The sequence below is a fragment of the Nonomuraea sp. NPDC000554 genome, from assembly GCF_040300065.1.
GTDB lineage: Bacteria > Actinomycetota > Actinomycetes > Streptosporangiales > Streptosporangiaceae > Nonomuraea.
Genome location: NZ_JBEPDC010000011.1, coordinates 154,621 through 178,505, shown reverse-complemented (window position 1 = coordinate 178,505; position 23,885 = coordinate 154,621). Strand labels below are relative to the sequence as shown.

General features: G+C 68.2%; 23 protein-coding genes. 12 read left to right on the top strand and 11 right to left on the bottom strand.

Annotated features, from left to right (window positions below; all coding sequences use genetic code 11):
- Nucleotides 1-40: 40 nt before the first annotated feature.
- The 8 genes from ABT294_RS22140 to ABT294_RS22105 are packed head-to-tail and all read right to left on the bottom strand — an operon-like array spanning nt 41 to nt 8,501.
- Nucleotides 41-1,582 (bottom strand): aldehyde dehydrogenase (NADP(+)), encoded by a 1,542-nt coding sequence (locus tag ABT294_RS22140; protein WP_350808071.1) that lies wholly within the window; start codon nt 1,580-1,582, stop codon nt 41-43.
- Nucleotides 1,579-2,460 carry a fumarylacetoacetate hydrolase family protein gene (locus ABT294_RS22135; RefSeq protein WP_350808069.1) on the bottom strand — a complete coding sequence of 294 codons (882 nt, stop codon included), beginning with the start codon at nt 2,458-2,460 and terminating at the stop codon, nt 1,579-1,581. Before ABT294_RS22135 ends, ABT294_RS22140 begins: the two co-directional genes overlap by 4 nt.
- Complete coding sequence (locus ABT294_RS22130; RefSeq protein WP_350808068.1) at nt 2,457-3,341, bottom strand: SMP-30/gluconolactonase/LRE family protein; 885 nt, start codon at nt 3,339-3,341, stop codon at nt 2,457-2,459. Before ABT294_RS22130 ends, ABT294_RS22135 begins: the two co-directional genes overlap by 4 nt.
- The gene (locus ABT294_RS22125; RefSeq protein WP_350808067.1) at nt 3,341-4,399 is read right to left on the bottom strand and encodes an alcohol dehydrogenase catalytic domain-containing protein; all 1,059 of its coding nucleotides are present in this window, start codon (nt 4,397-4,399) and stop codon (nt 3,341-3,343) included. The genes ABT294_RS22130 and ABT294_RS22125 overlap by 1 nt, the downstream gene beginning before the upstream one ends.
- Nucleotides 4,396-5,589: a mandelate racemase/muconate lactonizing enzyme family protein gene (locus ABT294_RS22120; protein ID WP_350808066.1), complete on the bottom strand. Its 1,194-nt coding sequence runs from the start codon at nt 5,587-5,589 to the stop codon at nt 4,396-4,398. The genes ABT294_RS22125 and ABT294_RS22120 overlap by 4 nt, the downstream gene beginning before the upstream one ends.
- Before the next feature lie 57 nt (nt 5,590-5,646).
- Nucleotides 5,647-6,690, bottom strand: coding sequence for a substrate-binding domain-containing protein (locus ABT294_RS22115; RefSeq protein WP_350808065.1), 1,044 nt, complete (start codon nt 6,688-6,690; stop codon nt 5,647-5,649).
- Nucleotides 6,691-6,714: 24 nt separating this feature from the next.
- Nucleotides 6,715-7,734 (bottom strand): ABC transporter permease, encoded by a 1,020-nt coding sequence (locus tag ABT294_RS22110; RefSeq protein ID WP_350808064.1) that lies wholly within the window; start codon nt 7,732-7,734, stop codon nt 6,715-6,717.
- Nucleotides 7,731-8,501, bottom strand: a complete 771-nt coding sequence (locus tag ABT294_RS22105) for an ATP-binding cassette domain-containing protein (protein WP_350808063.1) — start codon at nt 8,499-8,501, stop codon at nt 7,731-7,733. Before ABT294_RS22105 ends, ABT294_RS22110 begins: the two co-directional genes overlap by 4 nt.
- A gap of 180 nt (nt 8,502-8,681) precedes the next feature.
- On the opposite strand from ABT294_RS22105, the gene ABT294_RS22100 reads away from it, so the two are divergent.
- From ABT294_RS22100 to ABT294_RS22080, 5 genes are all read left to right on the top strand, one after another.
- Nucleotides 8,682-9,455, top strand: coding sequence for an SDR family NAD(P)-dependent oxidoreductase (locus ABT294_RS22100; RefSeq protein ID WP_350808062.1), 774 nt, complete (start codon nt 8,682-8,684; stop codon nt 9,453-9,455).
- 53 nt (nt 9,456-9,508) lie between these two features.
- Nucleotides 9,509-10,276, top strand: a complete 768-nt coding sequence (locus ABT294_RS22095) for a FadR/GntR family transcriptional regulator (RefSeq protein ID WP_350808061.1) — start codon at nt 9,509-9,511, stop codon at nt 10,274-10,276.
- Nucleotides 10,277-10,354: 78 nt separating this feature from the next.
- Entirely contained in the window at nt 10,355-10,918 is a 564-nt protein-coding gene (locus ABT294_RS22090; protein ID WP_350808060.1) for an HAD family hydrolase, read from the top strand.
- A 211-nt stretch (nt 10,919-11,129) separates the two neighbouring features.
- Complete coding sequence (locus ABT294_RS22085) at nt 11,130-11,438, top strand: hypothetical protein (RefSeq protein ID WP_350808058.1); 309 nt, start codon at nt 11,130-11,132, stop codon at nt 11,436-11,438.
- A gap of 40 nt (nt 11,439-11,478) precedes the next feature.
- Nucleotides 11,479-13,458 carry a hypothetical protein gene (locus ABT294_RS22080; RefSeq protein ID WP_350808057.1) on the top strand — a complete coding sequence of 660 codons (1,980 nt, stop codon included), beginning with the start codon at nt 11,479-11,481 and terminating at the stop codon, nt 13,456-13,458.
- A gap of 565 nt (nt 13,459-14,023) precedes the next feature.
- Here the strand turns inward: ABT294_RS22080 and ABT294_RS22075 are convergent.
- Entirely contained in the window at nt 14,024-14,932 is a 909-nt protein-coding gene (locus tag ABT294_RS22075; protein ID WP_350808056.1) for a YDG/SRA domain-containing protein, read from the bottom strand.
- Nucleotides 14,933-15,284: 352 nt separating this feature from the next.
- Between ABT294_RS22075 and ABT294_RS22070 the strand changes: the two genes are divergently transcribed.
- Nucleotides 15,285-18,350 (top strand): DEAD/DEAH box helicase, encoded by a 3,066-nt coding sequence (locus ABT294_RS22070; protein ID WP_350808054.1) that lies wholly within the window; start codon nt 15,285-15,287, stop codon nt 18,348-18,350.
- A gap of 8 nt (nt 18,351-18,358) precedes the next feature.
- Here the strand turns inward: ABT294_RS22070 and ABT294_RS22065 are convergent, their stop codons facing one another.
- Nucleotides 18,359-18,706: a hypothetical protein gene (locus ABT294_RS22065; RefSeq protein WP_350808052.1), complete on the bottom strand. Its 348-nt coding sequence runs from the start codon at nt 18,704-18,706 to the stop codon at nt 18,359-18,361.
- Between the two features lie 390 nt (nt 18,707-19,096).
- On the opposite strand from ABT294_RS22065, the gene ABT294_RS22060 reads away from it, so the two are divergent.
- A complete protein-coding gene (locus ABT294_RS22060; protein ID WP_350808049.1) occupies nt 19,097-19,351 on the top strand; it encodes a GntR family transcriptional regulator in 255 nt (84 codons plus the stop codon).
- Between the two features lie 225 nt (nt 19,352-19,576).
- Here the strand turns inward: ABT294_RS22060 and ABT294_RS22055 are convergent, their stop codons facing one another.
- Entirely contained in the window at nt 19,577-20,116 is a 540-nt protein-coding gene (locus tag ABT294_RS22055) for a hypothetical protein (RefSeq protein ID WP_350808047.1), read from the bottom strand.
- Between the two features lie 112 nt (nt 20,117-20,228).
- Here ABT294_RS22055 and ABT294_RS22050 point away from each other — a divergent pair, with 112 nt between their 5' ends.
- The 5 genes from ABT294_RS22050 to ABT294_RS22030 are packed head-to-tail and all read left to right on the top strand — an operon-like array spanning nt 20,229 to nt 23,858.
- Nucleotides 20,229-20,762, top strand: coding sequence for an RNA polymerase sigma factor (locus tag ABT294_RS22050; protein ID WP_350808045.1), 534 nt, complete (start codon nt 20,229-20,231; stop codon nt 20,760-20,762).
- Entirely contained in the window at nt 20,746-21,504 is a 759-nt protein-coding gene (locus ABT294_RS22045) for a hypothetical protein (protein WP_350808044.1), read from the top strand. Before ABT294_RS22050 ends, ABT294_RS22045 begins: the two co-directional genes overlap by 17 nt.
- Nucleotides 21,501-22,187 carry a hypothetical protein gene (locus ABT294_RS22040; RefSeq protein WP_350808042.1) on the top strand — a complete coding sequence of 229 codons (687 nt, stop codon included), beginning with the start codon at nt 21,501-21,503 and terminating at the stop codon, nt 22,185-22,187. The genes ABT294_RS22045 and ABT294_RS22040 overlap by 4 nt, the downstream gene beginning before the upstream one ends.
- Nucleotides 22,184-22,987, top strand: coding sequence for an ABC transporter permease (locus ABT294_RS22035; RefSeq protein WP_350808040.1), 804 nt, complete (start codon nt 22,184-22,186; stop codon nt 22,985-22,987). The genes ABT294_RS22040 and ABT294_RS22035 overlap by 4 nt, the downstream gene beginning before the upstream one ends.
- A 1-nt stretch (nt 22,988) precedes the next feature.
- Nucleotides 22,989-23,858, top strand: a complete 870-nt coding sequence (locus tag ABT294_RS22030) for an ABC transporter ATP-binding protein (protein WP_350808038.1) — start codon at nt 22,989-22,991, stop codon at nt 23,856-23,858.
- Nucleotides 23,859-23,885: the final 27 nt, after the last annotated feature.

Below are 23,885 nucleotides of genomic sequence, written 5' to 3'. Positions count from 1 at the left end.
CTCCGGTGCGGACGGCGTCCGCACCGGAGCCTTACGCGGCTCAGCCGGTAGGCGAGATCGCCGTCCCGGCGAGGACTCCGTCCACGCGGCGGGGAACGCCGAGGGGGTTGTCGTCGCGCAACTCGGGTGGGAGCAGACGCTGCGGGGTGTCCTGGTAGGCGATCGGGCGCAGGAACCGCTGTACGGCGGCGGCGCCGACCGAGGTGTGCGCGGAGTCGGTCGCCGCCGGGTACGGTCCCGAATGGTTCATCGCCCAGCTCACCGCGACCCCGGTCGGATAACCGTCGCACACCACCCGCCCGGTGCGCCGGGTGACGACGTCGATCACACGACGCGGGAGATCCTCCTCCCCCTCTCCCATGTGCAGCGTCGCGGTGAGGCTTCCGGGGAGACGGTCGAGCAGGGCGAGGAGTTCCTCTTCCGTGGCGTACTCCACCAGCACGGTCACCGGGCCGAAGCACTCCTCGGTCAGCGCCTCGCTGAACATCGCGCCAGGCACCCTCAGGACGGTGGGCGTCGCCCTGCCGGCGAGGTCTCGTGGCTCGGCTCCGGCCAGGACCCGTACGCCCGGCTGCGCGGCGAGCTCCCGCACGCCTTCGGCGTACGCCGCCAGGATGTTCCTGGTGAGCAGCGTGCCGGTCGGCGCGTCGGCGCAGCGTGCGGCGAGCGCCTCCTGCAGTGCCGTCCCGTGCTCGCCGGCGGGAACGAACGCGAGTCCCGGTTTGGTGCAGAACTGGCCCATCCCGAGTGTGAAGGAGCCCAGCAGCCCTTCGGCGATCGACGCACCGCGTTCCGCGGCCGCGGCCGGGGTGACGACCAGCGGATTGACGCTGCCGAGCTCTCCGAAGAACGGGATGGGCTCCGGGCGGGCGGCGGCCAGGTCGAACAGGGCCCGCCCGCCGCGCACCGAGCCGGTGAAGGCGACGGCCGCGATGTGCTGGTCGGTGACCAGCGCCACTCCGGCGGCCTGCCCGTGCACCAGGCTCACCGCGTCGGGAACCCCGGCGCGGGCGGCGGCCCTGTGCAGCGCGCCGTAGGTCGCCAGCGAGGTCGCCGGGTGGGCCGGGTGGGCCTTCACCACGACGGGGCAGCCGGCCGCCAGCGCGGAGGCGGTGTCGCCGCCCGGAACGCTGAAGGCGAGCGGGAAGTTGCCGGCGCCGAAAACGGCGATCGGGCCGCGCGGGACCGTCATCCGCCGCAGGTCCGGGCGCGGCGGTACGGCAGCCGGGTCGGGATGGTCGATCACGACCCCGAGGTGGCTTCCTTCGGTGACGACGTCGGCGAGGAACCTGAGCTGGGCGCAGGTGCGGGCGAGCTCCCCGGTGAGCCGTGGCAGGCCCAGCGCGCTCTCCCGGTCGGCGAGCGCCAGGATCGTCTCGCCGTCCTTCTCCAACTCGGCGGCCATGTCGCGCAACAGCGCCGCCCGGCCCGCGACGCCCAGAGCGGCCAGCGCCGGTACGGCTGAGTCGGCGGCCGCGCAGCACGCCGCCACCTCGGCCGGCGTGGACTCGGCGCCGACCACCTCGACGGCCTCACCGGTGCGTGGGTCGACGGAGACGACCTCTGGGGCGGCGTGGTTCATCGCAGCGTTCCTTCGAGCGACTCCAGCATGGGCGCCAGGCCGCGGACCACGCTGTTGGTCAGGGTTCCGATCTCACCGATCTCGATCTCCACGACGTCTCCTCCGGCGAGCGTGAAGGGAAGGTTCGGCACCAGGCAGGTGCCGGTCGCCAGCACGGCGCCGTCCGGGAAGACGTCGGCGGCGAACAGATATCCGGCCAGGTCATCGAGCCGCCGGTGCAGCTGCGAGGTCTCGGCCTCACCGGACCAGGCGACGGCGCCATCGCGACGGATCGTCATGCGGATCGGCAGCGCGTAGGGGTCGGCGACCTCCCACACCGGGCGGATGGCCGGGCCGACCGCGCAGCCGCCGAGATAGATCTTGGCCTGGGGAAGGTACAGCGGGTTCTCGCCCTCGATGGTGCGTGAGCTCATGTCGTCGCACACCGTGTACCCGACGATCTCGCCGTGCGTGTTGAGCACCAGGGCCAGCTCGGGCTCGGGCACGTCGATCGTGGAGTCGGACCGCACCGCGACCGTGCCGCCGTCGCCGACGACCCGCCAGGCGGCGGACTTGAAGAACAGCTCGGGCCGTGGCGCGTCGTACACCCGCTCGTAGACGTCCGCGGCGGCGGTGCTCTCGGCCATCCGCGCCTGGCGGGAGCGACGGTAGGTGACGCCGGCGGCCCACACCTCCATCCGGCCCTCGACCGGCGCGAGCGGCTCGGCCGGGCCGTCCGGGGGTTCGTTCATGGCCCGCTCGACGAGTTCACGCAGGCCGGACAGGCTCAGGCGCAACAGCTCGGCCAGCGGCAGCGGCAGCGGATGGACCAGGCCGTCGTCCGCCCGCACCCCCGCCCGGATCTCGCCGTCTCTTGCGTAGCGCACGATATGGGTCATCGGTCAGCTCCATGGAAGGGTGTGGCGGGACGGCCGGTGGTTCCGGGGTCGACTGCGAAGATCGACCCGGCCAGCGGCTGGGCGGCCAGCTCACCGGGGGTGAGCCGGTAGGCGGCGGAGGTCACGTACAGCACGTCACCGCCGGGGCCGCCGAACGCGCAGCTGGTCACCTGAGTGACGGGGAGGCGGACGATCCGGTCCAGGACGCCGCCGGGGGTGTAGCGGCGGACCGTTCCGCCGCCCCACAGCGCCACCCACAGGCAGCCGTCGTCGTCGACCGTCATGCCGTCCGGCATCCCCTCGGCGGGGTCGACGGTCACGACCACGCGGCGCGAACCCAACTCGCCCGTCGCGGGGTCGAAGTCGTAGGCGTCGACCCGCTGGGTTCCGCTGTCGATGTGGTACATCACGGTCCCGTCGGGGCTCCACCCCAGACCGTTGGACAGCGTGACCCCGGTCAGGACGCGCACGACGCTCCGGCCGTCGTACCGGTAGAGGGCGGCGGCGCCAGGTTCGGCCTCGTACGGCATGGTGCCCGCCCAGAGCCGCCCGGAGGGGTCGCATTTGGCGTCGTTCATCCGGTTGCCCGGACGGTCGGCCTCCACCTCGGCGACCATGCGGACGTCGCCGGCGGGTGACAGCATCGCCAGCCCGTCGCGTACCGCGAGAATCAGGCCGTCGTCGCCCGCGGGAACCGCCGCGCCGACGTGCATGCCCACGTCCACGACCTGGTCCACGCCGCCGACGGGGTCGAACGTGTGGACCGCGCATCCGGTGACGTCCACCCAGACGAGCCGCCGTCGAGCCGCGTCCCAGGCCGGCCCCTCCCCCACGTCCGCATTGCTCCGCAACACGAGTTCGCCGTCGAGTTCGCTGACCATCAGACCTCCTCCTGGCCGCGCGGATCGATCGCGACCTTCACGACATCCTGATCGGGTACGGCGAGCAGCGCGGGCACCTCGTCCAGCGACGCCACGCGCACCGGTACGAGGGCCGGGTCGATCACCCCGGACGCGAGCAGCCGTACTCCGGCGGTGACATCCTCGTCCCAAAGGTGCGCCGCCGTACCGACCAGACGCTTCTCCTTGAGCACCACGTCGGCGAGCGGCACCGCGGCGTCCTGGCCGGAGAACCCGACGATCACCACGGTGCCGCGGGCGCGGCAGTGCCGGATCGCTTCCGGCAGCAGGGCGGGCAGGCCGGTGCACTCGAACACCACATCCGCCCCCCTGCCCTCGGTCAGACGGTCGATCGCGCCGGCCGTCTCCTCCGGCCGGACCGCCACCGCTCCGGCGTGGCGAGCCGCCGCCCGGCGGAAATCGGCGGTCTCGCTCGTCACGACCTGGATCCCGGCGGCCACCGCCACCCGGGTCAGCAGCAGTCCGATGGCGCCCGCGCCGAGCACCAGCGCGGTGCCGCCGGTCACGTCACCGGCCTTGCGCAGCGCGCGTACCGCGACGGCGGCGGGCTCGGCGAGCACCGCCATCCGCGGCGGGACGTGGTCGGGGACGGGGACGCAGGTGGCCGCGTCGGCGACCATGTACTCGGCCAGTCCTCCGTCGAGGTTGAGGCCGCGTACCGCCTGCCGCGCGCACACCCCCTCCTGGTGCCTGCGGCACCACCAACACGTGCCGCAGCCGAGCACGACGTCGGGGATGACCCGGGTGCCGACGGGCAGCCGGCTCGCGTCGGTTCCCGGACCGTGTCCGGCGATGACGCCGACCACCTCGTGTCCGAGTGCCAACGGCGCCCGGGTGCCGGTCAGCGGGTGGGGCCTCGCCACGTCGATGGCGAGCGGCCCCTCCCGGTACTCCTCCACGTCGGTGCCGCAGATTCCGCACAGCTCGACGCGGACCAGCACCTCCCCGGCTGCGGGAACGGGGTCGGGCACCTCCTCCACGCGCACGTCCCGGCGTGCGTGCCAGCGGGCCGCTCTCACAGCCGGGACACCCGCCGTTCCACGTCGTCCCCCTCGGCGACCCCGTCGCGCAGGCTGACTCCGTGCCCGGGAGCCCTGCCCGGCCGCACCTGCCCGTCCTGGATCTCCGGCAGGCCGGTGACCAGCTCGTCGTACCAGGTACGCAGGAACGCCCTGACCGTCTCCTGGATGAGCCCGTTCGGCTGGCTGCACGCGAAGTGCACGCAGCTCGCCAGGGTGGCCGGGCCTGTGCAGTCGTGCGGGGCGACGGGCACGCCGTAGGCGTCGGCCAGCGAGGCGACCTTGCGCGCCTCGGTCAGCCCGCCGGTCCACTGGACGTCCAGGGTCAGGATGTCGACGCCGCCGGAGTCGAGCAGCGGCTTGAAGCCGCGCCGTCCCACGCAGGTCTCTCCCGTGGCGATCAGCACGCCGTCGACCTTGGCCAGGTTGCCGAACGCGTCGGCCGCGTCCGAGCGCAGCGGGTCCTCCACCCAGTACGGCTGATACGGCGCGAGCGCCAAGATGATCTTTTCCGCGGCGGGCCTGTTCCACAGGCCGTGCAGCTCGATCATCAGTTTCATGTCCAGGCCGACCTCGTCGCGGACCGCGGCGACCGTCGAGAGAGCCCGGTCCAGTTCGGCCCGGGAGATGTCGGTGCCGCCGGTCCGCTCGGCGGCGGTGTCGAAGGGCCAGATCTTCATGCCTCGGATGCCCTCGTCCCACAACTCGCGGGCCAGCCGCGCGGGCTCGTTGAGGAAGGCGTGCAGGTCCTCGTAGCGCTCGGCGGCGCTCACCCCCCAGTTGCTGGACTCCTGCCGGGTGGACGTGCCGACGTAACCGGGTCCGGCGCACGTGTTGTAGATGTCGATCGCGTCACGTACGGCTCCGCCGAGCAGGTTGACCAGCGGCAGCCCCGAGGCGTGCCCCAGGAGATCCCACAGGGCGATGTCGATCGCGCCGTTGCCGCGCGTCTCGGCCCCTGCTCCCTGGAATCCGACGTAGGTGGCCAGCGCTCGCGCGGCCCGCTCCGGCGTGGGATCGGCCATCCCGAGCAGGACGGGAGCGGCGCTTTCGTGCAGGTAGGCCTCCACCGTACGGGCGCCGAAGAACGCCTCGCCCAGGCCGACCAGTCCCGCATCGGTGTGCAGGCGGACGAACAGCAGGTTGGGCTGAATGGCCGGACGGATTGTCTCAAGAGCAGTGATCTTCATCCAGATCTTCCGAAAGTCGCTGAACTGCGGGGGACACGGGACGCGCGGACGTACGGGTCAGGCGAAACGGGCCTCACGCGCGGCGACCGCGTCGATGTTGGCGGCGTTGACGACCTCCGCGCCGGTGTCGTACGTCCTGGCCGGGTAGCCGGGGTCGAACTCCTCGGCGAGCAGGGCCGCGGCGATCCAGCCCTGCGCGTACGGGTTCTGACCCAGGGAGAAGTCGATCGACTTGTCCTTGATGCCGTCCAAGACCGGCTGGATCAGGTCGAAGCCTCCGACGGCGAACTTGCCGACGAGGTTCTTGCTCTTCGCCCAGGTGGACACGTACTGGTGATCGAAGGCCGCCATCGCCCAGCCGACGATCTCGTCCTTCTTCGAGGCGTACTTGGCGTCGATGGCGGCGACGGCCTTGGACTCATCGGTGCTGGTGATGAGGACCTCGGCGGTGAAGGAGGTGCCGTTCTCCTTGTTGTACGCCTGGATCCCCTGCTTGATCCCCTGGATACGCTGCTCGAGGGCGGCGTTACCGGGCCCGAAGTTGCCACACACGATGACGCCACCGGACTTGCCGGTGCGCTCCTTGGCGTACCTGGCGATCTCACGGCCGCACGCGTCGCCCGCGTTGACGAAGTTCTGGCCGACGAAGCCGACGCCGAGCTTCTCGTAGCCCTCGCTGGCCACGTTGGACAGGATCACCTTCACCCCGGAGGAGGTCGCCCGCTTGATGTTGGCGTCGAAGGAGGTCTCGTCGATCCGGGTGAAGATCACACCGTCGGGCTTGGCGCTCAGCGCGCTCGCCTGGAGCTCGACGGTCTTCTGGGCGTCCTGCGCGGGCGGGCCGATGAACTGGGTCTGCCATCCCATGATCGCGCCGAAGTTCTCGAAGCCGCGCTGCACCGGGGCGAAGAAGGGGTTCTTGTCGTGCACGACGAAGATCACCTTCTTGCCCTTCTGCGGGCCGTCGCCGGCGCGGCCACCGGACGAGGCGGCGGCGGACGGCTCCTTCTCGCTGCTGCACCCGGCGGCCAGGACGCCGGCGGTGGCCAGGGAGCCGCTGAGCAGCAGGCCCCTGCGCGACATCGGGCTGTTCGTTGCCATGTTCTCTCCTGTTCGGGTGGGGGGTCAGGCGTTCAGACCGGGCGCCGAACGCCTGACGACGAGGTGGTTGAGCATGACGGCCCCCAGGATCAGCAGGCCGGTGGCGACCTGCTGCCAATTGCCGTCCACGCCGAAGAGGACGAGCGCGTTGGTGATCACACCTGTGATCACCGCACCGAGGAAGGTGCCGAGGACGCTGCCCGTACCGCCGGCCAGAGCGGCGCCGCCCACGACGACCGCGGCGATGACGCCGAGCTCGAAGCCGTTGCCGGTGAGGGGGTTGGCGCTGCCCAGCCAGCCGACCAGGATGACCGAGGCCAGGCCGGTCAGCCCTCCGGTGAGGGCGAAGCACATGACCTTGACGCGGTCGCTGGCGATGCCTGCCCCGGCGGCGGCGGACGGGTTGCCGCCCACGCTGTAGACGTCGTAGCCGAACTTGGTCCTGGCCATGACGAAGGCTCCGATGGCCACCACGGCGGCCATCCACAGCGTCTGCATGGTGAGGTTGGGCAGCGGGCTGCCCGCGAACAGATGAGTGAACGCCTCGTTGCGCGAGCCACGGATCGGCACGCCGTCGGACAGCAGCAACGCGGCGCCGCGCAGTGCCGCCAGCGCGGCCAGCGTGACCACGAACGAGGGAATCTTGAACCGGGTGGTGATCAGACCGTTGATCACACCGATCGTCACGCCGGTGAGGATGGCCAGCGGGGCCGCGGCCCCGACGGGCACGCCCACCTTCGTCACCAGCCAGGCCAGCTCCACCGCGAGGAATCCGTGCAGCGACCCCACCGACAGGTCGATCTCGCCGACGACGATCAGGAAGGTCATGCCGGTGGCGACGATGCCGAGGATGGCGATCTGCTGGGCGACGGACAGCAGGTTGTCGGCGGCGAGGAAGCCGTCGGCTCCCACGACGCAGACCAGGAAGACCACCACGGTGGCGGCCAGCACGCCGAACTCCCTGGCGCCGAGCAGCCTGCGTACCAGGCTTCCGCCGGAGTCGTCCACCCGGTAGGCGATCGCGATCTGCTGCTCTATGGTCATGCGAGTTCTCCGGAGGTGTGAGGGGCGCCGTCGTGAGCAGCCGCCGGCGCGTTGCCGAGGATGAGTCCGACGACCTCGGCCGCCGTGGTGGCCGCGACCTCGCGCTCGCCCGACACCAGGCCGCCGCGCATCACCACGACCCGGTCGGCGACCTCCAAGACGTGGTCGACGTTGTGCGAGACGACGACGACGGCCTTGCCCTGTTCCCGCAGGTCACGGATCAGCGAGAGCACGTTCTGCTGCTGCTCGGGTCCGAGCGCCGCGGTCGGCTCGTCCAGCAGGACGAGCTCACCGCCCTGGTGCACGGCTCTGGCGATGGCGATGCACTGGCGCTGCCCTCCGGACAGCCCGGCCACGGGCATCCGTACGGACGGGATGCGGATGCGCAGGGTGGTGAGCACCTCTCGCGCCTCGGCCCGCATCCTGCGGGTGTCGACCAGGCCGAACCTGCGCGGCTCCTGCCCGAGGAACACGTTGGCGGCGACGCTACGCTGGTCGACCAGACCAAGGTTCTGGTAGACGACCGCGATGCCGCAGGCCGCGGCGTCACGGGGGCTGCGGAAGACCTGCGGACGGCCGGCCATCCGGATCTCTCCCTCGTCGGGCCGGTACGCACCGCAGATCACCTTCATCAGCGTCGACTTGCCGGCGCCGTTGTCGCCCATGAGGCCGACCACCTCGCCGGGTTCGACGCTGAAGTCGGCGCCGCGCAGGGCCTCGACCCCGCCGAAGCGTTTGCGTACGCCAACGGCCTCGAACAGTGGCATGCTCTCTCCTTTCCGAACCCGTGGGTTGGCTTGACTGGTAAGACCGGTTATGCCAAGCGAGGTTTGTTTCTCGAAGGGGGATTCGTCAACCCTTTCTCGTGTCTCGAATCGGCAACGGCCACTCGGGTCGCAGTGGCGAAGCCCGCACAGTATGGTGAGACTGGTCTTACCGGCCTAACCATGCCTGAGGGGGTCTCCATGCCGGACCTGGAGGGACAGAACGCACTGGTCACAGGCGGTGCCGGCGACATCGGCGCCGCCATGGCCGCCGAGCTGACCCGCCGGGGCGCCCATGTCACCATGCTCGACGTCAAGTCCCCGGACGAGGCGCAGGAGTGGATCACCACGGCCTCCGCGTACGGCGAGGTGGGCTACGTGCGAGCCGACGTACGGGACCGGCCGGCTCTGGAGGCGGCGCTGGAGCGACTCGGCAAGCTGGACATCGCGATCGCCAACGCGGGGATCGTGGAATCCGCCCCCTTCCTGGAGATCACTGCCGAGCAGTGGGAGCGCCACCTGGGCATCAACCTCACCGGCACCTTCCACACCGCCCAGGCCGCCGCCCGGCGCATGGTCACCCAGGGCGGCGGGGGCCGCATCGTCCTGACCGGGTCCTGGGTGGGCACGGTCCCATGGCCGGAGATCGCGGCCTACAGCGCGTCCAAGGCGGGGGTGGCGATGCTGGCCCGTTCGATGGCCAAGGAGCTGGCGCCGCACGGCATCCTGGTCAACGCCCTCGCACCCGGGATCGTAGCTGCGGGCCTGGCCAAGTGGCAGTTCGAGAACGAGCCGGCCTACGCCGCGCGGGCGAGCACGGCGATCCCCCTCGGGGTGCCGCAGACCGCGCAGCAGGTGGCCAAGGCGGCGGCGTTCCTGTGTTCGCCGGACTCCGACTACATCACCGGCACAACGCTGCTGGCCGACGGTGGCTGTTCATTGTTCAACCAGGGATGATCGGATTTCACGGGAGGGCGTCGGTCCTCGATCTTGAAGGTAGCGTGGCAGGGATGATGGCAAGCGAAGACGCCTCCGCGCGCGACAGGCGCCCCCCGTCCAAGGAGGCCGTGGCCAGGCGGCTCGAGCTGGAACTCCTGTCCGGGCAGCACCCGGCCGGATCGAAGCTGGAGTCGGAACGGGTGCTCTCCCAGCGGTTCGGCGTGAGCCGCCCGATGATCAGGGAGGTGCTCCGGGGGCTGGAGCATCAGGGCATCATCGAGGTCGTCCCGGGCCGGGGCAGCTTCGTCCGCGACGTGCGGATCACCGACGCGGTCCGCCCGCTCGACACGCTGTACCGGCAGCGCAAGCCGACCTCACGCGACGTGATCAGCGCCCGGATGATGCTTGAGCGCGAGACCGCCGCACTCGCCGCCCGGCACGCGACCCCCGAGGACCTGCGTGTCATCGAGGAGATGCTGCTGCGCTTCGATGAGGCTCGCGACCTGGTCTCCCGAGCCAGAGCCGACGTCGCCTTCCACGCCGCGGTCGCGGCGGCGTCGCGCAACCCGGTGATCGAGGCCATGTTCGGCTCGATCGCCACGCTCACCTTCGAGCTCATGCTCCGCAGCCTGGGCGATCCTTCGGTCTCCCGCGAGGGCGTGCCGTACCACCAGGAGATCCTCGACGCGATCAAGGCCCGCGACCCGGAGGCCGCGAGCGACGCCATGGCCGCTCACCTTGAGGTGGCCCTGCGTACCTACGGCGACGACCTCGACCGGAGCCTCGACCTGGTCGCCCAGCGAAAGATCGAGCAGCTCATGGACCTGTCCGAGGACTGACCCGGCCACGAGCGCGGCAGGGTCGTCCCGTGCCCGCGGCGTACCCCGGAGGCAGCCCCACTTCTTAGGATTGGCGTCGTGCAGCGCCTCGCCCTCTTCGACCTCGACAGGACCCTCATCGACCTGGATGCCGCATTCCTCCGGTGGGCTGAGGAGTTCGGCGAGGTACGCAGGAGGTTCGCGCTGACCGACCCGGTCGAGGAGCTGTGGGCCGCCTACCGACGACGCATGCCGTCCCTGGTTCAGTGCTATCCGGGAGTGCTCGACGGGCTGGCGGAGCTGCGGGCGGCCGGGTGGCGGGTGGGGATCGTCACGAACGGCATGGCGGACAACCAGCTCGGCAAGATCCAGCGAACCGGCCTGGCCGACGTGGTCGACGGGTACGCGGTGTCGGGGGCCGAGGGCGTCCGGAAGCCGGAACCCGGGCTGTTCCAGATCGCCGCACAGCGATGCGGAGTCACTCTCGCCGGAGGCGGCTGGATGGTCGGTGACAGTCTCGTCGCCGACGTCGAAGGCGCCCGTACGGCGGGCTTGCGCGCGATCTGGATCGACCGGGGAACGTGGCAGGGCCACGAGCACCACGCCGACCACGTGGTCAGCGACGTCCTCGAGGGCATCGCCATCATGCGCCAGGCGCAGTAACCGGGACGGTCGTCAGGCACCGAACCCATGCCTGACGTGGCACGCCTCCATCGGGTCGTCGGGCTTTCCAAAATCCATTGCGACATTCGCGATGCCGTGGCGGCTCGTAATTCCATGCCGGTCTATCAATTCCCCTCGACGTACCTGGATTCGCCGCTTATCGTCATATCGACCCGTAGAAAGTCGTCCTGAAAATCCGAAGGATCACCGGATGATGGCGACCCAGGAACAGATCAGCGCAGCTCGGCGCACGATCGAGCAATTGCGCGACCAGCACGCCAATGACGTGCGCAAGCTCGTTCGCCTGCTCGAAAGCGGCGCGATGAAGGGCAAGGCGGCGGACAAACTCACCGAAGATTGCCGCGGCTGGGAGGCGGCCTTCAACGGCTTCTTCAACCGGGCGCTGGCGCTGGTCGATTCCACGCCAGTACGTCCCGCCGACTCCCCGGAGTCACCGCCGGACTTGTCAGGACGTGGACTCGGGCCGCTCCAAACCCGCGACCCCGGGATGCCCTACTGATGAGCCCACCCCATCACGGATCGGCATTGATCCAACGCTGATGACGCAGCTGATCAACGAGATAAAACGCCTGCAGCAATCATGGTCAGAAGCTGAGGCTCAGGTCAGTGTCGCGCTGAGTTCGATCGACATGAGCATCTCCGGACCGGGCCTCTTGAGAGACATCGCGTTCCAGATCGCTGAACGGGTTCCGGACCTGCAGCGGCGCCTCGATCTCATCGTCGCGACCCAGAAGATCGGGCTCGACAAGGGTGTGATCTGGGCGGATGAGTCCCTGTGGGCGTCGTACTCCGCGGCGGGGGGCGCGGCGACCGCGAAGACCGTGGCCGACGAACTGCGGCTCGCGAAGAAGGACTCCCCCTTCATCAGCGACCCCCTTAGCGACAAGGTCCTCGACCTACTGGAGAAACACCAGAACGACCCCTACTTCGCCGTCGCCTTCGCCAAGGAGATGCCTCCCAAGGAGCTCAAGGAACTGCTGGCGGGTCTCCACCGCGGGAAGGCGGATGCCGACGGAGAGGCGTCCCCCGCGATCGACCGGTTGGTGAAGGCCCTTGGTGTGACCCTGGGAACGGCCTCGCGCGGAGTCGGCGGCATGAAGCTGCCCAAGGGCTACGCCGACCAGCTGATCGATGGTCAGGACGAGGCGCTGACCGGCTTCGTCGACAAGCTGCTGAGGTACGGAACCTTCGACGACGCCTTTCTCCGCGACCTGGTCAACAAGGTCTACGACAACGCGCAGCAGCCATTGGCCGACCGGAAAGACGTGATCGGCTTCAGCCCCGGGGTCGCCGCAGCCCTGGCGAACAACCCCAGGGTCGCGCAGGATTTCTTCACCGATCCGGCACGCAAGCCGCTCGCCTTCCTGATGCGGCAGAACGCCTGGCACGGGGGCAGCAAGGAACTCGGCCGCGCGATCGAGGCCGCGACCACAACGTACCGCGACCACACCCAGCCTCCGGGCGGTTCGCGCGGCTACAAGTCGGCGCTGATCGCATCCTGGGCAGTCCACTTCTGGGCCGACGAGAAAGCCCAGTGGGTCCTCCCCGACACCCGCCAGAGCGCAGCCCGGGTACTCGCCGCCTACATGAGCGACGTCAACCGGATCCCTGGCGGCAGCAGTAAGGAAGCGATGGGTGTCACTCTCCTGCCAGATCCCGACCCGAACCTCCCAGGCAACCAGCCCTACGGTGCCCTGTTCGAGGGTGCAAGCGTCAAGAACATGATGACCTGGGCGTTCAACGACCCTGAAGCACTCAAGATCGCCGTTGAGGGCCACGGAAAATACAGCCTCAGACTCTTGGATGCACAAGCCGCACAAATCCAGAAAGCCAACGAAAAGGCTTTCACTGCATGGCAGCATAAGCATCCAAAAGCAACAAAAGCCGAAATAGGCGCACAGCGTCAGCAGATCCTTGAAGATGGCATGGCCGGCAGCACTGCCGTACAGTTCAAGTCCAAAGTCTTTGATCTCAGCAGGTCACTTCACCTCATGGTTGACGCCGGAAATCTCGCGAGCATCAACGAGGCAGATCGAAGAGACAAGGCCCGTACAGCCTTCAAGGATGCGTTGACGAGCACGCTGAAGCTGACGCTCACCCCAGCTGGCGAATGGGCAGTGGCAGGATACGAATACCTGGACGACAACGCTAGCGATAACATCAAGTTCGAAGAGGGAAAGAAGGCGCGCAGCAAGGCAGAGAATGCTCTTGACGAGAGCCAAGCTCTGTTCAGAGATCTTACTGCGGGCGCAATGATGCGACACGGGTTGTTCGGAGATTCATCACCTCCGGCTCGCACGCATCCTTACGCCTCAGAAAACTACGCTAAAGACTCCATAGGAGACTTCATTAGAGACGGGCAGATCATGCCGCGCAGCAACATGACCTTTGCTCAGGAATACGCATACCTCGAGTGGCTGCAACACTCACCAGCATCGACCATCTTCCATGAAACCGACATGTCTGTTCGCAGCGGATTCACGCCACAAGTGTCCCCATATCCGGAGGCCGACGAATGAGGGCACGGTCGTTGACATCTCTGCTGGTCGCCGCCCTTATGGTCATAACAGGCTGCTCCTCGTCTCCTCTGCCCCAGGACCGGCGCCCCTTGGGCAACATCACCGCAGAGCCACGGGAATGCGGCGTGATCTCTCATGATTCCATTGCTCGCGCGACCGGCCTAAACAACTTTTATGCGGACGGTACGAATTCAGTAGCGCACTTCGCGTACTGCGTGATCACGAAATCGGCGGGTATCACGGAGCCAGCATCGATGCTAATCGAACGACGCGATCCACTAGCTTCCTCCACACAAAGCCTTGAGGCTATGAAAGCCAGCGACAAAGGCATCTCACTACCGCAGGACCTAGGACCTGGATTCAGTGCCCTAGTAAGAGACAAGGACGGGAAGACCGTTGGGGCCTACGTGCTCGCATGGCCCCAGGACGGCTCCAAGATGCTCTCCATCAGAATCAACCGAGGCGCACCGGGCCGCGATCACCAAGCGGACGCCATCGAGTTCGCCAGGCAACTCAAGCCGCTCCTCCTCACCTCATCTCGCTGATCCAAGCCTGTAAGCATGCGCTATGAGTCTTGCAACCAGTAGCTGCGATGATTGCGGACATACTCGATGCCTATGGCGTGTTGTCCATGGACACGCAGCGGCCCAACTATCGTCCCAACCATTGCATCGACAACCTTGAGATCATCGGTCAGGTAGAGGGCTCCGTTGTCAAAACGCAGGTGATCGTTGGGGCACAGGCAGAGGGCGTTCGACTCGTGATCGGGGCCGTTATGGGGCATGCCCAGTCCCTGGATGTGAGCCACCTGGCTGGCCGGACCATTGGGCAGTTCGACGGTTTCGCCGCAGATCTGGCAACGACTCTTGTACCAGTTCTTGATAGTCCGCACGACACTTGCCCTGCGAGCTAGGAGGTTGACGACCGACTCGACTCGGCTCGACGGTCCAGCGGCCGGAGAAGGTGACGCAACGTGGTCATCTAGCTCAGAGTCGTCGAAGTCTTGAATGTCGCGCATGCTCGCGATCTTGACCATCCGGAACTGGAGAACACGGAACCCGTCATCACGCCTCTTCCACCAGTGCCGTACCACTCGATACAAGCCGTCATATCGATATCCCTCGGCTGGAGCGTGCGGAGAGTCTTCTTCATGCCCTCGGATCACGCGAACGGGATGCCCTTCGAGTTGACTTAGGACGAGACCCCCGTTTCCCTTTTCATAGGTTTGGTCAGCTATCTGCTGCTTGCGGTGATCTTGTCCACCCTGGCCGGTGTAGATGATTACATCACCTTCATCCCGATCGTCGGGATATCCACCATTGAGCACAATCGCATCGGCGCCCTCCCTTGGCGTACCAGAGATGCCAGCCTGGTTGTGCGCGTGCAAGCCAGCGATGCGCAGCTCATCGCGGGTTTGGTAGGGGGTCCCCTCGGGATTGCCTTCGATCTCGCCGAATGTCCTGATATATCCCACACGCTGATCATGCCACCAGAGACGACAAAGTTCACATCCATCACTCCACGCTGGTTCTCCATACGGTCACCGCCACGAGGCCACAAAGCAGGCGTCCTCAACACGGCACTGGGCCGAGCGGAGGCGGTCCTGCTGGCCGGCCATGCCATACAGGCCATCTCGAAGGAGCTCTGAGCTTCTGTCCTCGCCATTCACGACCTCGAGAGGCGGTGCGGAGTGGAAGCGCGCCCTCGAATGCTTCGCCCTACGAAGGTAGACATGACCTGAAACTCGCCTCAGCCAGGGGACCGGGCCCGTAGCTGACGTGCCGAAGCCTCTGACATGCTCACATTGCCGCCCTAGAGTTGCGACCGTGAGCGATCTCCAGCCGGGTATCTACGAACATCTCATTACCCACGATGTAGCCGCCCTGCTGCGCGCAGTGCCCGACCCCGGGTTGATTGACCGACGGTCGTTGGATGTCGCCGATTCGCACGAGACGCTGGCACGGCATCTGGCCGCGCTGACCCGCCGGGCGCTGCGTGCCGTACGGGGTGAAAGCGACGCCGAGCGGCTGGCTCGGCAGGTCGAGATCGTCAACCGCGTCGCCGATCTGATTGGCGCCCTGGTACCTGAGGCCGCCGCTCCGGAAGAGCTCGTGGAGGCTGCCGAGGAACTGCTGGGCTTCGCGAGAAGCCGGGATGTGGCCGGGCAGGTGCGGTTCCCGGCGCGTCCGGTGATCCCTCTTACGGGCAGCGCGCTGCTGGTCAACGGGAGGGGCCAGCCGGAGATCGGCCATGAGCTCAAGCGCGAGCTTGCTTCCGCCGACCGGGTGGACCTGCTGTGTGCGTTCGTGAAGTGGAACGGCGTACGGGTACTGGCGGAGGCGATCGAAGAGTTCTTAGCGCGCGGCGGACAGTTAAGGGTGGTGACGACCACGTACATCGGCGCCACCGACCGCCTCGCTCTGGATCGACTGGCTGCGATGGGTGCCGACATCCGCGTCTCCTACGACACGCGGACGACCCGTTTGCACGCCAAGGCCTGGCTGTTCCACCGCACGACCGGCCTGTCCACGGCCTACGTGGGTTCCTCGAACCTGTCCAAGACGGCCCTTAGCCATGGCCTCGAGTGGAACGTACGACTCGCGCAAGCCGAACAGCCGCACCTGATCGACACTTTCACGGCCACCTTCGACGACTACTGGGGCGACCCGTCGTTTGAACCGTACGACCCGGCGAAGGACGCCGAGCGGCTCGACCGCGCGCTCTCTGCCGAGCGCTCCGGCGACCGCAGCGTCGTCATCGACTTCGCCCACGTCGACGTCCGCCCCTACACCTACCAACGCGAGATCCTCGACGAACTCGCCGCCGAACGTCAGATCCACGACCGGTGGCGGAACCTGGTCGTCATGGCCACGGGCACTGGCAAGACCATGGTCGCCGCCCTGGACTATCGGCACCTGCGTGTCGCCGGGCAGGCCGACTCGCTGCTGTTCGTCGCCCACCGTGCGGAAATCCTGCAGCAGAGCCTGCTCACTTTCCGCCAGGTACTACGTGACGAGACGTTCGGCGAGCTGTATGTCGGCGGCTCCCGCCCCGAGCGGTGGCGGCACGTGTTCGCCTCGATCCAGTCACTACACGCCAACCCACTGCCAGAGCCTGACGCGTTCGACATGGTGATCGTGGACGAGTTCCACCACGCCGAGGCCGCGACCTACCAGCGCCTGCTGTCCACAGTCCGTCCGAAGGTGCTGCTCGGGCTGACGGCGACCCCGGAACGCGCCGACGGTCAAGACATCAAGCACTGGTTCGGCGGTCGAATCTCCGCAGAGTTGCGGCTGTGGGAGGCGCTGGAACGCGGCTTACTCGCGCCATTCCAGTATTTCGGTGTCCACGATGGCACCGATCTGCGCGACGTTGGCTGGCGCCGAGGCCATGGTTACGACACGGGCCAGCTGTCCGGTGTCTACACAGGCAACGACCGTCACGTTGCCGTGGTGCTGGAGACGCTTCACCGCAAGATAGGCAATGTCGGGCAGATGCGGAGCATCGGCTTCTGCGTGAGCATCGAACACGCCCGCTTCATGGCCGACCGCTTCACCCAAGCCGGGCTCCCCTCGGTCGCCGTCACCGCGCAAAGCTCTTCAGATGACCGCTCGCAGGCGCTGCGTGACCTGAGGGCACGGCGGATCAACGCGGTGTTCACTGTTGACCTCTTCAACGAGGGCGTCGACGTACCCGAGATCGACACCGTGCTCTTCCTGCGCCCCACCGACAGTGCCACAGTCTTCCTGCAGCAGCTCGGCCGTGGTCTGCGACTGGCCGACGACAAGCCGTGCCTGACCGTGCTCGACTTCGTCGGTCACCAGCACAAGCAGTTCCGTTTCGACCGGCGTTATCGGGCGCTGACCGGTGCCAGCCGTACCGGAATCGCCCGCGAGATCGAGCGGGGCTTTCCCACTCTGCCCGCCGGCTGCATCATCGACCTGGACCGCGACGTACGCCGACTGGTCCTTGAGAACGTCCGGCAGGCGCTGAGCCTGAACTGGAAGGACCTGGCGCGCGAGCTTCGCGAACTTGGTGACGTCACTATGCGGCGGTTCTTGGAAGAGACCGGCCTCGACGTGGAGGACCTCTACCGGAGGCGGCAGGGCTGGGCGTACCTGCGGTACGCCGCAGGTCTCGAAGCGGTTACCCCCGACCAGAACCTTGGCCGCGCCTTCGGCCGCATGCTCCACATTGACGACGTCGAACGCCTCGCCTTCCTGACAGAGGTACTGAACGGACGCACTCCACGCTCACCTCGTGAGCTGCGTCTCTTCGCCATGCTGGACGCCATGTTGTGGGGTGGCACCCAGCCCGTCTCAAACATGGAGGCCAGGCTCGCTCAGCTCACCGGCGCTCGAGCTGCAGAACTTCGGGAACTGGCGGACGTGCTGCACTCGGGAATCCGTCACGTCGCCCCGCCGCTGGACCCGATCGTGCCACTGCACGTCCATGCCCGTTACAGCAAGAACGAGGTTCTGGCCGCCTTCGGCATCGACAAGCCGGCCCACATGCGTGAGGGCGTCAAATACGTCGAGGAACACCAGGCAGACCTGTTCTTCGTCACCATCGACAAGGCCGAAAACCACTACTCCCCCACCACGCTGTACCACGACCGGGCGATCAGCGAAGAGCTGTTCCAGTGGGAGTCGCAGAGCACCCTGCGCTCCTCCGCCGCGACTGCTCGCCGCTACCTGTCTGGCGGGTCGACGGTTCACCTGTTGATCCGCCAGTCCAAGCGCGAAGAAGGTCTGGGCGCCCCGCCGTACACCTATGCAGGTCCTATGCGTTACGTCAGCCATGAAGGGGAGCGGCCGATCCGTTTCCTCTGGCGCCTGGACCACCCGCTCCCACCCGACGTGTTCCACTACGCCAAGGCCACCGCCGGCTGAGCTGTTCATCAGGCACGAACGGAGGCGGGTGCCAAGACATGGGCCACGCGATCAGCCGCCTCCGGGACGGCTGCAACGGGCAGCATGACCTCGTCCCACTCCGCCCAAACGAACCACAGCCCCAACCCGTCCTCGCGTTGGCGACAAGCCACTGCGGCAGTCAGTGTCGATTCGGTATTGCGCACCAGCAGCGTCGCTCCATGCTTCGTGCGCGCTCTGGCCACTGCGAGACCACGGAGCTGTACGGCCTCAGCCAGCGCCGTCAGAGCGGCCTGCTCCTCCATCGTGATCCTCTCGAATGCATAGGAGGAGCGGCGGACGCCGTCCGCCGCGCCTGTCTCATCGCGCGTCGCCACACAGAATCTGATCGAAGAGACGCTTCGCGGCAGCGGTCAGCAACCAATCGGTCTCATGGACAGTCCGTTCGGAGCGATCTGTTCGGCGTATGAAGCCTTGGCCACCGGCGGCGCACAACTCGTACAGCATCTGGCTGCACTCACACGTGTGCGCAACGACCCGAACACGCTGCGCCCGGCGGCTCGGCTCGTACCAGGCCAGCTTCGCGTAGCCGACCTGCAACGGTCCGCTGTGAGGGCCGTGGAACTCCGCTAGCTCCGTCATGTCACGCCGGCCTCCCCCGACACTTTCGACACCCGGATCGTACGTCTAACTCGTTCAGCCTGTCTAGCACGTTCAATACGTACCGCAAGTGAGGCCCGTGTAGACATGTCCATAACGTGCTACCTATGAGAGTCGACCAGCTCGATCCAACGCCGATCTATGAGCAGCTCGCGCGGATCATCCGGGGCCAGATCACGGCTGGCGACTTGCAGGAGCGGCAGTTGGTGCCCTCCGAGAGCTCTCTACAGCAGGAGCACGGCATCGCCCGCGGATCAGTTCGACGCGCGATGGAGCTCCTGCGCGAGGAAGGTTGGGTAGTCACGATCCAGGGACGCGGAACGTTCGTCGCGCCCCAGGGGAACTGGCCCGAGAAGCCGTAGGTCGCCCCTGCGGTTATCGGGTCGCCAACGCGCGACTCGTGCCGTCCATGTACCGCTTTGTAGGCAGGCCGGACCTACCGATGACCAGACGCCGCCAGTCTGGCCACCGCGATCACCATCGACGAATCTCGCGACCGTGAGCGATCTCATCCACGATGGGCGGCGAAGCCCACTCGGTTGGCTCCTGATCGCGAAGCGCGGTTGCCCGTCAGGCCAAGCCGGCGACTACAACCAGCTGGCCCGGACGCTGACAGCCGCTTCGTCGCCGGGCGGCCTGCCGAGCTCCCCCTTCTGCACCCTGGTGAGCAGGCGGTTGACGCTGTCGAGGATTTCCGGGACGCACGCGCGAACCCTGGCGACATCCGCCGCGATCACGTCGTCGCGCTCTATCCCGGCCTGCTCCAGCACCCCGTCGAGATCCGCCAGCCTCCCCTCCAGCCAGTGAAGGGGGTCGCTTGACAGCTCCTTCGTGAACACGCGCCGGCCCGGCTCCCACTCGCTGAAGACCGGGTGATGGTGGGTCCGGTCGAAGCTGCCGTACGGTCCGGCGACCGATTCCAGCAGATCGACGCGCCAGATGGGCCGGTCGACGTGGATGGGCCGCGCGGAGTAGATGGACCCTTTCAGCTGCCCTTGTTCGAGCATGCGTACTTCGAGACGTACGCCTCTCTCGGCTCCTTCCTGCCCCTTGCTCGGATTCGGGTCGACGAAGTAGATGTCGCTCACGGCCACGCCGATCCGCTCGAAGCCAAAGACGTACAGCACGCGGTCCCTCCTTACGTCGGGTGTCACCCGAAGTATGAACAACGTGTCGAGTGTCTTCAAACGTTGTCGGTTGAGTGAACCGGAAGGGGGTGACGGTGCTACTCACGTGGCGATGAAGGGGACTGAGCCGGATGCGGGCGTTCTGGTGCGGGTGGCCGAGGGGGACGCCGGCGCGCTGACCGAGCTGTACGAGCGGTACGGCGGGCCGCTGTTCGCCTTCCTCAACCGGCTCGCCGGCGACCGGGGGACGGCCGAGGAGGTCCTTCAGGACACATTGCTCGCCGTGTGGCGGTCGGCGGGGACGTTCCAGGGGCGATCCAGCGTGAGCACCTGGCTGTTCGGGGTGGCGCGCCGTCAGGCGCACAACCGGCTGCGACGGGTTCCGCCGCCGGCCGCGGCCGAGCCGTGCGACCGGGCCGATGGTCTCCCCGGGCCGGAGGAGTTGGCCGTCGGAGGCGACTGGTTGGAGGCGGCGCTGGCCCGCCTGCCGCTCGCGCAGCGCGAGGTGGTCGTGCTCCACTTCCTGGACGACATGGCGCACCAGGACATCGCCGAGGTGCTGGGGATCCCGGTCGGCACGGTGAAGAGCCGCCTGCACCACGCTCGTACGAAACTCAGGGAGTGCCTCCATGAACAGATGGCCTGAGCTGGACGGGGTGCCCGCTCCGCCGCCGGCGGACCAGATCGTCCCGGCGGTCCTGAGGGCGTCCGCGGTGGACGGCGGGCTCGGGGACGTGCGCGCGCATGCCGTGTCGGCGCCACGGCGGGCCTGGCAGTTGCTGGTCGTGGAGGCGCGGCTGCTGAATCCGAGGGTCTGGGCCGCTTCGTTCGCCGTCATGGCCGTGTGTGTGGGGTTCTCCCTGGTGAAGGGGGTGGTTCTGGAGGCCGTACTCAGCCTGGGGGCTCCGCTGGTCGCCGGGGTCGGGGTGGCGGGCCTGTACGGGCCGGAGCGCGATCGCGCCTTCGAGGTCGTCGCGGTCACTCCCACGTCGCCGCGTGTCCTGCTGCTGGCGCGGGTCACGCTGGTGTTCGGGTACGACCTGGCGCTGGCGCTGCTCACCTCCGCCGTGCTGGCCATGGCCGGGGGACCTGCCACGGGGGTGGCCACGCTGGTCGCCGCCTGGCTGGGGCCGATGGCGCTCCTCGCCGGTCTCAGCCTGCTGCTGTCGGTGTGCTGGCATCCGGGGGGCGCGACGGGGGTGGCACTGGCCGTCTGGAGCGTGCTCGCGCTGTCCCATACGGATCTGCCGATTCCTCCGGAAGTCCGGCTGATCTGGTCGAACGGTCCGTTGACACTCGGCCTGGCCGTGCTCCTCACCGCCGCCGCCATCGCGCTGGCAGGTCGCGTTGAACCGATGCGGCGAGGCGGCGCTACCCACCGTCCGTGAAACCCCTGGATCTCTGGAGGTACGAGGCGAGGCGGGCAGGGCTGGCCGCCCTGCTGGGGCCTCCGGTGCTCGCCGTCCTCACCCTGCTGCTCGCCGTCTTCGGCACCCGGCTCGGCTCGCGCGTGGAGAACACCCGCTGGTTCCTGATGGGCGCCCTGGAGATGGGGGTGCCGCTCCTGGCAGGGGTGGTCGCCGCCTCGCTGCCCGGCCGCGATCCGGCGGCCGAGATACGGCTGAGCGTCGCTCACGGGTACCGTCCCGCTCTGCTGCGGCGCCTGGCTGTGGCGCTCGGTTGCACCGCCCTGTGCGCGCTGACCGTCTCGGCGGCGCTGATGGCCTCCGGCTGGTGGACGTTCGAGTACGGCGGGCTGGCCGGTCAGCTCGTCTGGCTGGCTCCCGCGCTCTGGCTGGCAGCGGTCGGGTTCTTCGCGGCCGCCGCCCTGCGCAGCACCGCGGCAGCCACGTCCCTGGTCGGCATCGTCTGGACGGGCGAGCAGCTGATCGGCGGCACCCTGTCGGACAACGGGACCTACCGCCTCCTGCACCTGTTCGCCACCACCTCCAGGCTGCCCGACTGGCCGGTCAACCGCCTGTTCCTGCTGTCCACCGCGCTGGCGATGGTCGCCGGGGCGTGGTTCCTGCTCGGGAACGCCGAGCGCGTCCTCAAAGGGGAACCCGAATGATCGCCACCCTGCGCTACGAGTTCGCCATGCAGATCCGCCGCCCGTCCCTGTGGATCGTCTACGGCCTGGTCTTCGCGGTGATCGTCGCCGCGCTGGATTACGCGTCGCTGGACCTGGGATTGAACGACACGCACGTCCCCAGGCGGGCGATGGCCACCGCGGCCGAAATGCTCGTCCTGCTGCTGCCGATGGTCTACGGATGCATGCTCGCCGACCGGCCGCAACGCGACCGGCTGCTGCGCGTCGACTCGATCCTGGACGCCACGCCGACCGGCCGGACCGCGCGGCTGGTGGGGAGGTATCTGGGGGCGTGCGCGGCGACCGCTGTGCCGTACGCCCTGGCCTACTTCGGCCGGGTGCTGCTCTACGTGGTCGTCGAGGGGAAGCCTTCGGCGTTGGGCTGGGCGACGCTGTTCTTCCTGGGGTCCGTCCTGCCGGGGCTGCTCTTCGTCGGCGCGCTGGCGTTCGCGGGGCCGCTGCTGGTGCCGCCGATGGTGTTCCGCGTCCTGTTCGTGGCCTACTGGTTCTGGGGCAACCTCATCCCGAAGGACATGCTGCCCACCCTGTCGCACACGATCCTCACGGCGACCGGCGAGTACGTCATTAACGCGGTGGCCCCGCGCTCGCTCGAGTACCTGCCCGGCGACCTCGAATATGCGGAAGACCCTCCTGCCGTGCTCGACTTCCTGCGCCCCGAGGCCACCCCGGCCGTCGCCTTGCTGTGGGTGGGCCTGATGGTCGCGCTCACGGTGGCCCTGCTGTCCGTCGTCCGTCTCCACGCGTCCCGAAGCGAGTCCTGACATGCGCATCGAAGTCACCGGCCTGACCAAGACCTACAAGGACGGCGCACGCGCCCTGGACGATCTCCACCTCGACGTCCCCACCGGCATCTACGGCCTGCTGGGCTCGAACGGCGCGGGCAAGACCACGTTCATGCGCATCCTGGCCGGGCTGCTCAGGCCCACCTCGGGCCGGGTGCTCGTCGGCGGTCACGACCTCGCGACCGCGGAGGGGCGGCTGGCCGTCCAGCGCACGCTCGGCTACCTGCCGCAGGACCTGGGCGTCTACCCGGACCTGACCGCCCGCCGCTTCCTCGACTACATCGCCCTGCTCAAGGGGCTGCACTCCAGGCCGGAGCGGCGGCGCAGGATCAGCGAGCTGCTGGAGCTGGTCGCGCTCTCCGACGCCGCCGACCGCAGGCTCAAGGGCTTCTCCGGCGGCATGCTGCGCCGGGTCGGCATCGCCCAGGCGTTGCTGGCCGACCCCCGCCTGCTGGTCGTGGACGAGCCGACCACGGGGCTCGACCCGGAGGAGCGGATCCGGTTCCGCATGCTCCTGTCGCAGCTGGCCGGGAACCGCACGGTCCTGCTCAGCACGCACATCGTGGACGACGTCGCGCAGACCTGCCAGCACCTCGCGGTCCTGGCCAGGGGCCGCCTGGCGTTCCAGGGCTCGGTGGCCGGCCTGGTCTCCCACGCCCACCAGCGGGTCTGGACGGTGACCACCGCGGGCGCCGCCCCCACTGGCGGCCGGGTCGTGTCGGCCCTGCCGGAAGGCGCGGGGATGCGCTACCGGATCGTGGCGTCCGCACCGCCGGACCCCGCCGCCCGGCCGGCCGACCCCACCCTGGAGGACGGCTACCTGGCCCTCATGGACAGCGTCCACGCCTGAGCCCGGTCGGCCGACACCGCCCGCCGT

Coding starts and splice junctions, on each gene's coding strand:
- ABT294_RS22080 (WP_350808057.1), top strand. CDS start 11,479: ATGACGCAGCTGATCAACGAGATAAAACGCCTGCAGCAATCATGGTCA.
- ABT294_RS22135 (WP_350808069.1), bottom strand. CDS start 2,460: ATGACCCATATCGTGCGCTACGCAAGAGACGGCGAGATCCGGGCGGGG.
- ABT294_RS22140 (WP_350808071.1), bottom strand. CDS start 1,582: ATGAACCACGCCGCCCCAGAGGTCGTCTCCGTCGACCCACGCACCGGT.
- ABT294_RS22115 (WP_350808065.1), bottom strand. CDS start 6,690: ATGGCAACGAACAGCCCGATGTCGCGCAGGGGCCTGCTGCTCAGCGGC.
- ABT294_RS22100 (WP_350808062.1), top strand. CDS start 8,682: ATGCCTGAGGGGGTCTCCATGCCGGACCTGGAGGGACAGAACGCACTG.
- ABT294_RS22105 (WP_350808063.1), bottom strand. CDS start 8,501: ATGCCACTGTTCGAGGCCGTTGGCGTACGCAAACGCTTCGGCGGGGTC.
- ABT294_RS22085 (WP_350808058.1), top strand. CDS start 11,130: ATGATGGCGACCCAGGAACAGATCAGCGCAGCTCGGCGCACGATCGAG.
- ABT294_RS22130 (WP_350808068.1), bottom strand. CDS start 3,341: ATGGTCAGCGAACTCGACGGCGAACTCGTGTTGCGGAGCAATGCGGAC.
- ABT294_RS22120 (WP_350808066.1), bottom strand. CDS start 5,589: ATGAAGATCACTGCTCTTGAGACAATCCGTCCGGCCATTCAGCCCAAC.
- ABT294_RS22095 (WP_350808061.1), top strand. CDS start 9,509: ATGATGGCAAGCGAAGACGCCTCCGCGCGCGACAGGCGCCCCCCGTCC.
- ABT294_RS22050 (WP_350808045.1), top strand. CDS start 20,229: ATGAAGGGGACTGAGCCGGATGCGGGCGTTCTGGTGCGGGTGGCCGAG.
- ABT294_RS22030 (WP_350808038.1), top strand. CDS start 22,989: ATGCGCATCGAAGTCACCGGCCTGACCAAGACCTACAAGGACGGCGCA.
- ABT294_RS22035 (WP_350808040.1), top strand. CDS start 22,184: ATGATCGCCACCCTGCGCTACGAGTTCGCCATGCAGATCCGCCGCCCG.
- ABT294_RS22045 (WP_350808044.1), top strand. CDS start 20,746: ATGAACAGATGGCCTGAGCTGGACGGGGTGCCCGCTCCGCCGCCGGCG.
- ABT294_RS22110 (WP_350808064.1), bottom strand. CDS start 7,734: ATGACCATAGAGCAGCAGATCGCGATCGCCTACCGGGTGGACGACTCC.
- ABT294_RS22060 (WP_350808049.1), top strand. CDS start 19,097: ATGAGAGTCGACCAGCTCGATCCAACGCCGATCTATGAGCAGCTCGCG.